At 47.2% G+C, this 12,436-nt stretch carries 11 protein-coding genes; 6 read left to right on the top strand and 5 right to left on the bottom strand.

The features are described from left to right. Positions 1-29: 29 nt before the first annotated feature. Entirely contained in the window at positions 30-857 is an 828-nt protein-coding gene (locus ACX9NY_RS01730) for a helix-turn-helix transcriptional regulator (RefSeq protein ID WP_472476822.1), read from the bottom strand. Between the two features lie 127 nt (positions 858-984). Here ACX9NY_RS01730 and ACX9NY_RS01725 point away from each other — a divergent pair, with 127 nt between their 5' ends. The 3 genes from ACX9NY_RS01725 (at position 985) to ACX9NY_RS01715 (ending at position 3,831) form a co-directional block, all read left to right on the top strand. Beyond that, positions 985-1,758: an SDR family NAD(P)-dependent oxidoreductase gene (locus tag ACX9NY_RS01725; protein WP_472476821.1), complete on the top strand. Its 774-nt coding sequence runs from the start codon at positions 985-987 to the stop codon at positions 1,756-1,758. A 256-nt stretch (positions 1,759-2,014) separates the two neighbouring features. After that, complete coding sequence (locus ACX9NY_RS01720; protein WP_472476820.1) at positions 2,015-2,986, top strand: aminoglycoside phosphotransferase family protein; 972 nt, start codon at positions 2,015-2,017, stop codon at positions 2,984-2,986. A 50-nt stretch (positions 2,987-3,036) separates the two neighbouring features. Further along, positions 3,037-3,831 (top strand): ankyrin repeat domain-containing protein, encoded by a 795-nt coding sequence (locus ACX9NY_RS01715; RefSeq protein ID WP_339236374.1) that lies wholly within the window; start codon positions 3,037-3,039, stop codon positions 3,829-3,831. A 74-nt stretch (positions 3,832-3,905) separates the two neighbouring features. Here the strand turns inward: ACX9NY_RS01715 and ACX9NY_RS01710 are convergent, their stop codons facing one another. Further along, positions 3,906-4,289, bottom strand: coding sequence for a winged helix-turn-helix transcriptional regulator (locus tag ACX9NY_RS01710; RefSeq protein ID WP_339236375.1), 384 nt, complete (start codon positions 4,287-4,289; stop codon positions 3,906-3,908). 38 nt (positions 4,290-4,327) lie between these two features. Here ACX9NY_RS01710 and ACX9NY_RS01705 point away from each other — a divergent pair, with 38 nt between their 5' ends. Further along, positions 4,328-4,783 carry a DoxX family protein gene (locus ACX9NY_RS01705; RefSeq protein ID WP_339236377.1) on the top strand — a complete coding sequence of 152 codons (456 nt, stop codon included), beginning with the start codon at positions 4,328-4,330 and terminating at the stop codon, positions 4,781-4,783. A 231-nt stretch (positions 4,784-5,014) separates the two neighbouring features. Here ACX9NY_RS01705 and ACX9NY_RS01700 read toward each other — a convergent pair whose 3' ends face one another. Both ACX9NY_RS01700 and ACX9NY_RS01695 read right to left on the bottom strand, forming a co-directional pair. Next, positions 5,015-6,475: an exosporium glycoprotein BclB-related protein gene (locus ACX9NY_RS01700; protein WP_472476819.1), complete on the bottom strand. Its 1,461-nt coding sequence runs from the start codon at positions 6,473-6,475 to the stop codon at positions 5,015-5,017. 50 nt (positions 6,476-6,525) lie between these two features. Then, positions 6,526-6,885 carry a hypothetical protein gene (locus tag ACX9NY_RS01695; protein WP_472476818.1) on the bottom strand — a complete coding sequence of 120 codons (360 nt, stop codon included), beginning with the start codon at positions 6,883-6,885 and terminating at the stop codon, positions 6,526-6,528. 861 nt (positions 6,886-7,746) lie between these two features. Between ACX9NY_RS01695 and ACX9NY_RS01690 the strand changes: the two genes are divergently transcribed. Both ACX9NY_RS01690 and ACX9NY_RS01685 read left to right on the top strand, forming a co-directional pair. Further along, positions 7,747-9,675 (top strand): carbohydrate-binding protein, encoded by a 1,929-nt coding sequence (locus ACX9NY_RS01690; protein WP_472476817.1) that lies wholly within the window; start codon positions 7,747-7,749, stop codon positions 9,673-9,675. Between the two features lie 34 nt (positions 9,676-9,709). Next, the gene (locus ACX9NY_RS01685) at positions 9,710-11,773 is read left to right on the top strand and encodes a beta-xylosidase family glycoside hydrolase (RefSeq protein ID WP_472476816.1); all 2,064 of its coding nucleotides are present in this window, start codon (positions 9,710-9,712) and stop codon (positions 11,771-11,773) included. Between the two features lie 101 nt (positions 11,774-11,874). Here ACX9NY_RS01685 and ACX9NY_RS01680 read toward each other — a convergent pair whose 3' ends face one another. Continuing rightward, a complete protein-coding gene (locus ACX9NY_RS01680; RefSeq protein WP_472479187.1) occupies positions 11,875-12,411 on the bottom strand; it encodes an NAD(P)H-dependent oxidoreductase in 537 nt (178 codons plus the stop codon). Between the last annotated feature and the right edge of the window lie 25 nt (positions 12,412-12,436).

Below are 12,436 nucleotides of genomic sequence, written 5' to 3'. Positions count from 1 at the left end.
ATGAAGTGCTTTTAAATCTTTACGGTTGTCTACTCGTGCGTGAAGTAATGCTCTAAACGAGATTTTGTTTCTGGATGAGGCATATAAATCATGATTCGCTGATCTGGTTCATTGGGAAATTGTAGGGTAACATGCTCAAACTCAACAACTCCAAAAGTGGGGTGCAAAAGCTTCTTGTAACCGTCAAGGGAGCTTGGCACCTCGTGATACTGCCACATCCTCGTAAAATCAGCACTTGTCCTCTTCAAATCTTCGATTAACTTGTCGAATGAATCATCGTTAAGATAGCGTGCTCTTGACGTTCTAAACTCGGAAATCATTCTCTGCGAGACACACTCCCAATCCTCCGATCCCTCTTTCCACACAGGATCCGTAAATTGGCGCCATATCAAATTATAATCATGCGGAGGTGATATCCTATTAATCGTAAATACAGCATCTGCCGCTTTATTCCAAGCAAGAAAATCCCACTTTTTCCCGATGACATAGGCCGGATTCGGATTCAATTCATTAAGCATGTCCTGAATGGATGAGCTGATTTTCTCTTCAATAATAGTCGATTGAGGAGGCAGTGATTCTCCAGCAAGCAGAAAGAGATGTCTTCGCTCATTGGGTGTCAGCTTGAGTGCCGAAGCCAAGCTTTCCAGTACACTTACCGACGGACGGATATCACGCCCTTGCTCAAGGCGTGTATACCATGATAGTCCTATGTTCGCGATCCCGGCGACTTCCTCTCGCCGCAAACCTCGTATTCGACGACGATTCCCAGGCAAAAGGCCGACATCAAGGGGAGATAGAGAGGAGCGTAAATCTCTTAAGAAATTACCTAGCGCTAACCGGCGCTCACTGTCGTTCAAGTAAAAGCTCCCCCCTTATCCTATCACTCGTAAACCCACCATCAAGCAGGTTCTCGTGACCATTTAATAGTCAAAGTATACTTAAGCCAGTTGATGAGATCAACAATACCAGGCAAGGAGAATGAATATGACAACCATTACAGGACAAATGTTGGCGAGCAAGATAGTGATGATTACAGGTGCGGGGCGAGGCATTGGAGCTGAGGCAGCAAGGCTGTTTGCACAACAAGGAGCTTCTGTGATGCTCGTCGCAAGAACAGAGACTGAGTTGCGCAAAGTCAGGGATGAAATTGAGACGTCGGGCGGAGATGCAGCATATTTTACAGCCGATCTGTCAGATGTAAGCAATGTTGAAGAAGCTGTTAAGGCTACAGTGGAACGATATGGCCGTCTGGATGCTGCTTTTAATAATGCAGGCATCGGAGTCACGGTATCCTCGCTGGTGGATGAGAGAGAAGAAGACTTTGACCTGATTCAGTCCGTAAATTATAAAGGCGTCTGGCTGTGCATGAAAGCCCAGATTAAAGCCATGATGGAGACTTCAGGTTCAGGTTCCATTGTTAACACCAGCAGCGTGGGTAGTCTGAAGGGGAACCCGGGATTGGGAGCGTACGGGGCATCTAAACGAGCGGTAAACAGTCTGACTCAAACGGCTGCAGTCGAATATGGGCCAGCGGGTATCCGTGTCAATGCCATTGCTCCGGGAACCACAATGACGGATATGATTCAGCAATGGGTATCCATTAACCCCGACATTATTGAACAAATTAGCACTAAGACACCTCTTAGGCGTCCGGCTGAACCTATTGAGATTGCTAACGCAGCCGCTTGGTTGCTTAGTGATTATTCCTCTTTTGTTACCGGGGTCGTTTTGCCTGTAGATGGTGGACTTAGTGTATAGAATCGGTGGTTACATTCGAAGTGTCTAAGTTGATGTCAATACAGTGTTAACTTGCATGCAAAATGCAAAATAGGGGCCGGGTTACTCATGAATATGAGTGCCCTGCCCCTTGCTTTGATATACATATGAAATATGAATATACAGACCTTAAGCAACACTTTAACAGATCGAAAAGAAACAGTCTATATTTTTGGAAAAATGTTCTATATATTTAGATTGCTGGCCGGCAACTACAGATGAAACGGAGTATAAATCAATGATGTCCAACAACCATCTTACTCATGAAGAATTACAGGATTATGTGTACAATGTATTTGGTACCGGTTACCACTTGACGCAGTGTGCAAGAGTTCATGGAGGCGCACAAAAAGTCATTTACAAAATGGACTTCAAGAATGGGTTCACTTGCCTGTTGTACGTTTGGGATATTTCCAGCAACTATTTTCAGGAAGAGATCTTGAATGAACCCACGTTCCATAGTGCCTATGGCAGCGAACTTTTTTCTTTGAACACTCGCTTTCTCGCTCAACATGGAATTCGAACGCCAGCCTTGTATGATCTGAATAACGATAGAGGCCGGTACGGTTATGATTTTGCTCTTGTTGAGTATGTGGATGGACAGAAGGCCGAAGCCTATTTCCAGCATAACAATCCCAAAGATCGGGATGCGTTGTTTCAACGGATCAGGGATATGTTGACTCATATGCATAACATTCAAAGAAACGTTTATGGAAACGCCAACGATAACCAAAAAAAGGCTGAGCCTTGCTACAAAGTCAAGCGGTTCGATGCGGAAACAGCCTTATCCTATGCATCCAGGCACATGACCGATATTAGAAAAAATGAAGAAAGGCTGCTTGAGAAACTATCCGAATTGGAAGCAGCAATTCAGCCCAGAGACCTCTATAGTTTCATTCATGGAGAGCTAGGTCCGGATCATATATGGATAGATTCTGCGATGCAACCATGTCTTATTGATATTGAGGGCGCAGGATTCTTCGATCTCGAACATGAGCATAGTTTTCTGGAGTTTCGATTTGGAGACTTTTATCAGCACTTGAAAAATAATGATCTCGACCCGGAGCGGATGACATTTTACCGATTTTGCCATCATTTGTCCCTGATATCAGGAGGACTGAAACTGCTTCATAGACAGTTCCCCGATCAGCAATTCGCTAGAGGTCTCGCGGAGTATCATGCCAGATGCGCAGTTCAGATGCTTATGTGATAAGAACCATACACAGGAATATGGATATAACTCTGGAAGGAGATCTGAGGATGGAATTTATTTACGAAGATGAACGACTTGCCGTGAGCGTTATTCAGGCCATTCATACTGGAGATATCCCATCGTTACAGCAACTGCTGGCAGAGAATCCGGGATTGGAAAATATAAGAATCTTGGAAAGAAAGCCTAACAACATAGACTCGGATTCTAGTATCTCTCGAACGCTGCTGCACGTGGTTACGGATTGGCCGGGGCACTTCCCTCATGGAGCGGATACGGTGCGATTATTAACCAAGTTTGGAGCGAACTTGAATGCTCCTTTTGTCGGTCCACATATCGAGACACCTTTGCATTGGGCTGCAAGCTCCAATGACGTTCAAGTGCTCGATGCCCTTCTGGATGCTGGCGCAGACATTGAAGCGCCTGGCGCGGTGATCGCCGGTGGTACACCGCTGGACGATGCTATTGCATTCGCGCAATGGGATGCAGCACTACGCTTGGTTGAGCGCGGGGCGACCTTTGCCCTTTGGCATGCGGCAGCCCTTGGAAATATTCACGCCATACAAGATCATTTCAAAGGCGTCCAACTCTCGGAACGTTATCCTTGGGGAGCAAGCACCTCCTCTTCCCCACCCGATGTAGTAACCGTTGCCTTCTGGTGTGCTTGCCATGGAGGTCGTAGAGAAACAGCCGAATACTTGCTTAACCGAGGCGCCGAACTGAACTGGATAGCCACCTGGGATGGAATGACTCCACTGGACACAGCCAAACGACATAGATGGGTTGAACTGATCCCTTGGCTTGAGAATCAAGGTGCCAAATCTGCTGGCGAGATTCACAGATAGATGATTGACTGGAAAGAAAAAGCCCGCAATCTTTGCGGGCTTTTTGGCGTGTGATTTGTATGGAACCGAGACGTTTACTGCAAGGAATCGACTTTTTGAAGATCGGATTCGTTTGCCCCTGCCTCGGCTCCTTTACCGTAGAGCTTATCCATATGCTGCATATGCCCTACTCCCCAGTCGCTCATTGTCTGAAGCACAGGTTTCATGAGCTGTCCATACTCCGTAATCGAGTATTCAACCTTTGGAGGAACCTGCGCATACACTTCGCGATGCACAATATCATGATACTCCAGTTCTTTCAACTGCTGGGCTAACATCTTTTTCGAAATATCGGGAATGGCTTTTTGTAATTCGCTGAACCGCATTGTGCTATTGCTTAGCAGGCGTAGAAGAATTAAAGATTTCCATTTGCCCGTAAGAATATCCAGCGCCGTTCCAAATTTGCAATACACCGTCATCTGAATTCCTCACTTTCTAGTCATACGAGGGTATACTTTTGGTTACCTGGTTAGGTTTAAGTGCCTACTTCCTGATTGGACTTTCTCACTTTAGTATAGAGGCAGACATCAAAATTGAACAAGTGAGGGGTAAAGAAACGATGGATATAACGTTATGGATCGTACAAATCATATTAGCGGCAGGTTTCGTATATTCGGGATGGATGAAAACTATTCGTATCGAGTCATCAAGAAAGATGTGGGCCTGGGTCGATGATGTGCCAAAAAGTCTGGTTGTGCTGATCGGAATCGCGGAGCTGCTCGGAGCGCTGGGCCTCGTTTTGCCGTGGGCGCTGAACATAGCTCCGCTGCTTACGCCGATCGCCGCAATGGCTCTGGCAGCGGTCGCATTTCTTGGGATGTTGTTTCATATTCGGCGCAGTGAGTATCGGGAGCTTGGCGTGAATATCCTTTTTATGGTTCTGGCATTAATCGTAACCTTTGGAAGACTATGAACACGGCGCTCATCAGACTTATCTGTTCTCCCACCCAACCCAATTTTATATACGTATCCTTGGGGTAGGTTAAGAGTGAAGGACTGTTTTCAACCTGTCCTAAAAAGCGGTCATAATAATCTATGATAGCATTTTATAGCTATCCTGTTACCGATGTGCTCACATATAAACAGGGACCTCTCGCCATACTGGCAAGGGCCCCTGTCTAACAACTTGATATATAATTTTCCGTTAAGTGATGGTCAGACCGCCGCTTGCATATCCGGCCACGGTTGTAGCTACATCAAGACCGGCTGTTACTGATGCCGAGAAGACCATAAGCAGGCGGTCACCTGCGGCCACCGGAATGCTCAGTCCTGTAGTCAATCCGCTGGATATTGTGCCCAGTGCCAGAATTCCGGTGAGTGGGGGAGCCAAAGTGACCAATGCACCAGGTACAGCTGTAAAGGAGTTATTCGGTGTAGTGGAGCGGAATAATTGTGCAGTTATGGTTACTGTAGATCCAACCAAGCTCAGTCCGGCTGTCGTGCTGAAATATGCAGCCAGTGAAGTAATCGTTCCTGTACGTGATGCGGAGAAAGCGAAGTTAAGCAAAGTTCCAGCAGCGCCTGTGAGATCAATAACTCCGCCACTAACACTGATGCCTGTAGTACTGTTGCCAAAACCTACTAAACTGGAGGTATTCAGAAGGCCGCCCAATACCGTAGTCAACGCAACCGGAAGTCCTGATGCATAAGGAATAATTGCTCCAGAACCTGTCGCACCAGTAGCTCCAGTTGTACCTGCTGTGCCTGTTGCTCCGGTAGCCCCGGTTACACCTGCGGTGCCCGTTGCACCAGTAGCTCCGGTTGTACCTGCGGTACCTGTCACTCCAGTAGCTCCGGTTACGCCTGCTGTACCTGTTGCTCCTGTGGCTCCAGTCGTACCTGCGGTGCCTGTCGCTCCGGTTGCTCCAGTCGTACCTGCGGTGCCTGTTGCTCCGGTAGCTCCGGTTACGCCTGCTGTACCTGTTGCTCCTGTGGCTCCGGTTACACCTACGGTGCCTGTCGCTCCAGTAGCTCCAGTTGTACCTGCTGTACCTGTCGCTCCAGTAGCTCCAGTCGTACCTGCGGTGCCTGTCGCTCCTGTTGCTCCAGTCGTACCTGCGGTGCCTGCAGCTCCGGTTGCTCCAGTCGTACCTGCGGTGCCTGTTGCTCCGGTAGCTCCGGTTACGCCTGCTGTACCTGTTGCTCCTGTGGCTCCGGTTACACCTAAGGTGCCTGTCGCTCCGGTTGCTCCGGTTACACCTGCGGTGCCCGTTGCTCCTGTTGCTCCTGTGGCCCCAGTTATGCTTGGGATTTCGCCTAGCAATTCGGAAGAAACCAAACGGTGGGCTGTTACCAAAGAGCCTGTGCTGCTCTTACCCCATACGGATACTTGAACAGGATCATTAATCGTCGCTGTTGTTGTAAAAGTAAACTCGAAGGCATCCAGATTGGCAAAGTAGTTGTTAGTTATTACCTGATTGGGTGCAAGGTCAAAAGTCTCACTGATATACAGAACTCTCATTCCACCACTCATGTAATACCCTTGTATTTGTATGGTTGAGGTAGCCACATTACTGCGGTTATCGATCTTGACTGTAACTGTCTGAGTCGGTCTTACACCACTAACCGCATTATTTTCTATCGGCCCTGTTGATAAAAAGCTCATCGCTACATCTCCTCTTCATGGGATTGGGTGGGATTGGGATATCTTTTTTCCTAAGTGTTTTGAACTATTTCCTCGTGCTCCACCACCCGGTGTGCATCAACCAATTGTCCGGAAGCTTGTTTGCCCCACACGGAAATCCCCACTTCCTCCACACCTGCCACATCCGTTCCAAAAACAAACTCAAACGCATCTAAATCTGCAAAATAATCTCTCGTCACTGCTTCGTTAGGGGCTACACTAATCACTTCACTTACATACAGTGTTCTGGTTGTGCTTAGCACATAACCCTGAATGGATACTGTTACAGAATCCACATCAGTCTGACTTACCAATTGAATCGTTACCCGTTGTGTCGGTCTAAGTCCAGAAACCGGGTTGTTTTCTATCGGACCTGTTGATAAAATAGACATTTTTCCCCATCCCACCTTTTTATGAACCTCATACTCTAGCAGGTTTTGGCATAAGCTCACTTGATAGTAATATTCAAGAACAAAACCAACGGTGTGGACAAAACACAGGGGGCAAGTTCACCATTGTCAATAAACAACAACCCTGTACAACCCGTGATTCTATGCAATGAATGAACAGGCACAACAGCAAACGATTGATACTCGTAAAAGTCGAGCAACAAGTGGGCGAGTCTTTGGTCTGATAACCCAACTCGATTCCAGCAAAAAAACGACCGACTCCCCATTCATTGACAGGGAAACGGCCGCTGCTTAAGACGTGTCTATATAATCTGTGTTTATTTCATGAGATTATGAACTCATTTAAAGCTGATCCATCCGTTTTAATTCTAGCGAGAGAGTAATGTTCTTCTTCATCCTCTACTTCAACATAGAAAAAGATTGTATTATCTTAAAATTGTGATATGATATCGTCAAGTTAATAAACATTTAAAAGAAAATATGAAAAATAATTACATTTAAATGTGTTCAAATCTATTTTTTCGCCAAATTCCAGTTCTAACCCATTTTATTGAAAGCGATTACAAAAAGAAACCTGACAGATTATAGCACTTCTAATCCCACACACAGATGCAGGCTTACTTTGGGTTATAGCCATTCCCTTATCCCCGTGACCACGCACACGGTGTACAGGTCGCTTGGCTTAAACCATATATAACAGCATGACATAACCTAACAGCTAGCCTAACAACTATTCAAAAAGGGGGTGACATGAGGGACATCTCTTCATTTTTTCAGCATTTCATCATCTCTGCTATTCTAACTTTCGATCACCACTAATCCAATCTCATGGAGGCGAAATGTATGATCCGTAAACCGCTAGTTTTATTGTTGGCGTGTCTGCTAATCTTTGTCACCCTACCCGTTGAATCAAGCCATGCAGCCAATGCAGCTGTAGCCAAACTTCCTGGAAATTCCAATCCTCTCATCGATCACAAACTTGGAGCTGACCCTTATGTGCTCGTCCATAACAATCGCGTCTATGTCTACATGACAGGTGATGCATATCTGTACAACAGTGACGGCTCTGTCAGAGAGAACCAGTACAGCAGCATCGGGAAAATTAACGTCATCTCTTCAGCTGACATGGTGAACTGGACAGACCATGGTTCCATCCCTGTAGCGGGTGCGAATAATGCCAATAATGGACAAGGTATTGCCAAATGGGCTACCCAATCCTGGGCTCCTGCCATGGCGAAGAAAACTATTGCTGGCAAAGAGAAATTTTTCCTGTATTTTGCCAACTCGGGCGGAGGTATTGGGGTACTCACAGCGGATTCCCCCATCGGTCCTTGGTCCGACCCAATCGGACGTGCCCTCTTGACGCACGGAACACCAGGTATGTCAGGTGTAACCTGGCTCTTTGATCCGGCTGTACTTGTCGATGATGATGGCTCTGCTTACCTGTATGCTGGAGGGGGTATTCCGAACGATACCAATGCTGCTTCCATTGCCAATCCCAAAACAGCTCGGGTCATTCGTCTCGGTGCCGACATGATCAGCGTGGTGGGCAGTGCCGTTACGATTGATTCTCCTTATATGTTCGAAGATTCCGGTATTCATAAGTATAACGGCAAATATTACTACTCCTACTGCATCAACTTCGCGGGAACACATCCCGCTGCATATCCAAAAGGTGAGATCGGATACATGGTCAGCGACAGCCCAATGGGCCCTTTTACGTATAAAGGCCACTTTCTGAAAAATCCCGGTACGTTCTTCGGTGTAGGCGGCAATAACCACCATGCCGTATTCCAGTTCAACAACGAATGGTATGTGGCATACCATGCACAAACAGTAAGTAAGGCATTCCTCGGGGATGGCAAAGGGTACCGTTCCACCCACATTAACAAGCTGACCCACAACGCGGATGGCACCATCCAGGAAGTGCAGGGTAACATGACTGGTGTATCCCAAACGACCAACCTCAACCCGTATGTCCGGGTGGAAGCGGAAACCATTGGCTGGCAAGCAGGCATTAACACCGAGCCGAGTCAAGCGAGCGGTGGACCTGTAGCCAATCAGAATGTCACTAATATTCATAATGGAGATTGGATCGCGGTCGGCAATGTGGATTTTGGATCAGCTGGAGCCTCCAAATTCAAGGCTAATGTCGCTTCTACCGGAAATGGCAACATCGAGGTACGACTGGACAGTCCGACAGGTCCTCTGGTTGGAACACTTAATGTAAGCTCAACCGGCGGTGCGCAAACGTGGCGCGAGATGGAGACCAATGTAACCAACGCTACGGGCGTACATCGTTTGTATCTGGTGTTTACAGGCTCAGGTAATGGAAACCTGTTCAAACTGGATTACTGGCAGTTTACATCCGGTTCGGGTGGCAACCCCAACCCCAATCCTAACCCGTCCGTTACTCGCATCGAAACGGAAAGCATGACACTTGGCGGTCAATATGCCGGTGTGATCAGCTCCCCTTTTAATGGAGTAGCACTCTACGCCAACAATGATTATGCAGCATACAATCAATATTATGCTTTCCCAACCCATCATTTCTCTGTCCGCGGTGCTTCCAACAACAATGAGACGGCACGTGTGGATCTTGTCATCGGGGGTGTAACGGCGGGTTCATTCTACTTTACCGGTACACAACCGACCGTACAGACCCTGTCGAACATCACACATGCTACAGGCAATCAGGAAGTCAAGCTGGTCGTAACAACGGATAATGGCACGTGGGATGCTTATATTGATTATCTTGAACACTCACAATAACACAAAGGTCAAGATAGACTTGGGAGGACAAGTTATGTGGAAAAAAATCTGTACGCTTCTGCTCTCTCTTCCGTTACTTGTGGCATCGCTGTCAACGACAAGTCCTACCGCTTCCGCATCAACGTTCAGCAATCCGGTCATTTATGCGGATGTTCCTGACAGTGATGTCATCCGGGTGGGCAATGCCTTCTATATGACCAGCACAACGATGCATATGAATCAGGGTGTACCTGTGATGAAGTCTTATGATCTGGTCAACTGGAGCATCGTAAACTATGTATATGATACGCTTGGAAACGGGGATATACAGAATCTGAACAACGGACAAAACGAGTATGGACGTGGTTCCTGGGCCAGCAGCTTGCGGTACAACAACGGAGTATATTATGTGGCTTTTGGCTCCCTTTCCACCGGCAAGACGTATATTTACCAAACCAGCAATATTGAAACAGGGCCATGGACTCCTTACACCTTGAACAGTTATTACCATGACCCCTCCCTTTTGTTTGACGGGAATCGAACCTTTCTTGTTCATGGCAGTGACAACATCAGTATCGTTGAACTGACACCTGATGCCAAGGCCGTCAAGGCCGGAGGGCTGAGTCAGGTTCTAATTCTAAACGCAAGCAGCATAGCTGGCTCTAACATGATTGTAAAGGCAGAAGGAGCGCACATTCAGAAGATCAACGGCATGTACTATGTATTCCTGATTGCCTGGCCTTCGGGTGATGGCCGCATTCAACTTGCCTATCGTGCAAACACATTGACAGGGCCATACACAGGTAAAGTTGTACTACGAGACTCGGGCATTGCCCAAGGAGGTATCGTGGATACCGCATCCGGTGCATGGTACGGCTTGCTGTTCAGAGATAGCGGGGCTGTTGGACGTATTCCCTATCTCGTGCCGGTGACATGGTCGGATAACTGGCCTGTGTTTGGGGTGAACGGCAAGGTTCCTCTTAACATGAATATGCCCGTTGAAGGTCAGCCTGCTGCCAAAATCTACGGGTCGGATGAGTTCAACGCAACCACATCAGGTACACCCTCAGTAACGCAACTGTTAGTGAACGGCGGCTTTGAGGACAGCACCATTCAGCCGTGGACCAGCAACAATACAGCAACCATCAGCTTAACGAATGCCGAAGCGTTTAGCGGTACCAAAAGCCTGCTCGTCAGCGGCAGACAGCAGACAGCAGGCGGTGCCAAACAGATGGTTACAGGTAAGCTGTTACCAGGGGAAACGTACTCTTTTTCGGCTAAGATCAAATACACCGCTGGTCCCGCAACCAAAACGTTCAATCTTAGCATCCAGAACGGTGCAAGTTATACCGGAATTAGCATTATGGGCAGTGCAACGCTAACCCGCGGACAATGGGGCACCCTTCAGGGTACGTATACTGTTCCATCGAACGCAGACCTGTCCCAAAGCTTTATTTTTGTGGAAACACCGTATAACTCGAATCCGGACCCGACCAATGATCTGATGGCATTTTATGTAGATGACGTCTCACTGACAAGCAATTCATCTACCGGCACATCCAGTCTGGCTCCATACTGGCAATGGAATCATAACCCCGATGCTACCAATTGGTCCCTGCTCCAGCGACCCGGTTTCATGCGGCTAACCGCAGGCAAAATCAGCAAAAACCTGTTGGAAGCCCGCAACACACTGACACAACGAACCTTTGGTCCAAAAAGCACGGGCATTACCGCTTTGGATACAGCAGGCATGAAGGATGGTGATTATGCTGGACTTGCTGCTTTTCAGGCCAGATACGGCTTTGTCGGCGTAAAGATGACGGGCAGCACCAAATCCATCGTTATGGCCAATGCCAGTTCCGGCACCATGACCGAAGTAGCAACGGTGCCATTGAACCAGAACAGAATCTATCTCCGCGTCATCTGTGATTTTACGAACCAGACAGACAAAGCCTACTTTGCTTATAGTCTGGATGGCAACAACTGGATATCCCTTGGCAATACACTTCAAATGTCTTACACACTGCCACACTTTATGGGATATCGGTTTGCACTATTCAATTATGCAACGAAGTCTACCGGAGGATATGCAGATTTCGATTATTTCCGCGTAGAATAAATGTGATTTTATTCAGTTATCGATCAGGACCTGGAACTCCATCATGTGTGGAGCCAGGTTCTTTTCAATACATTTCTTATGAGAATATTCACCTTTTAAATTCAAAAAGTCCGGTGCTGTTTTATATAACGCATGTATCCTTCAGCACTTCGGTTAATCTCTTCATCGGTAGCCTGGAATGAGGCACCATAGACTGCATATTGCGGCACCGCCTGAGCCCCTACATGATTCATGCTTGCTATGAAAGGTGCCACAAGTTCCTCAACGCTGTAACCAATAGAACCATCTTTCGCATAATTCTCCTGCTTATCCCCTATGGACATCGCTAGTCCCATTCGCTTTCCCTTCAATCGATTCCCTCTCGATCCGTACGCCCATCCATGGGTGAACACGTCATCAAACCATTTTTTCAGCAACGGTGGATAACTGTACCAATATAACGGGAACTGCAACATAATAAGATCATGCGTCTCCAGCAACTCTTGTTCTCGGGCTACATCAATCTTCCAATCGGGGTAGGTCATATATAATTCGTGAAGAGCAATATCATCTGTATACTGCAGCAACTCCTCCTTCCAGCGACGATTGACTCTCGAACTTTTCATATCGGGATGTGCCAGAATAACAAGTGTTTTCATCATAAGTTCCTCTCTTCCCTTCCAG

Source organism: Paenibacillus sp. CB74 (assembly GCF_055687625.1).
The sequence above is the reverse complement of the archived record's forward strand: the minus strand, read 5'-3'. Positions and strand labels throughout refer to the sequence as shown.

Excerpts from the sequence above, each read along its gene's own strand:
- ACX9NY_RS01725 (WP_472476821.1), top strand. The coding sequence starts at position 985 with ATGACAACCATTACAGGACAAATGTTGGCGAGCAAGATAGTGATGATT.
- ACX9NY_RS01700 (WP_472476819.1), bottom strand. The coding sequence starts at position 6,475 with ATGAGCTTTTTATCAACAGGGCCGATAGAAAATAATGCGGTTAGTGGT.
- ACX9NY_RS01695 (WP_472476818.1), bottom strand. The coding sequence starts at position 6,885 with ATGTCTATTTTATCAACAGGTCCGATAGAAAACAACCCGGTTTCTGGA.
- ACX9NY_RS01715 (WP_339236374.1), top strand. The coding sequence starts at position 3,037 with ATGGAATTTATTTACGAAGATGAACGACTTGCCGTGAGCGTTATTCAG.
- ACX9NY_RS01720 (WP_472476820.1), top strand. The coding sequence starts at position 2,015 with ATGATGTCCAACAACCATCTTACTCATGAAGAATTACAGGATTATGTG.
- ACX9NY_RS01690 (WP_472476817.1), top strand. The coding sequence starts at position 7,747 with ATGATCCGTAAACCGCTAGTTTTATTGTTGGCGTGTCTGCTAATCTTT.
- ACX9NY_RS01685 (WP_472476816.1), top strand. The coding sequence starts at position 9,710 with ATGTGGAAAAAAATCTGTACGCTTCTGCTCTCTCTTCCGTTACTTGTG.
- ACX9NY_RS01680 (WP_472479187.1), bottom strand. The coding sequence starts at position 12,411 with ATGAAAACACTTGTTATTCTGGCACATCCCGATATGAAAAGTTCGAGA.
- ACX9NY_RS01710 (WP_339236375.1), bottom strand. The coding sequence starts at position 4,289 with ATGACGGTGTATTGCAAATTTGGAACGGCGCTGGATATTCTTACGGGC.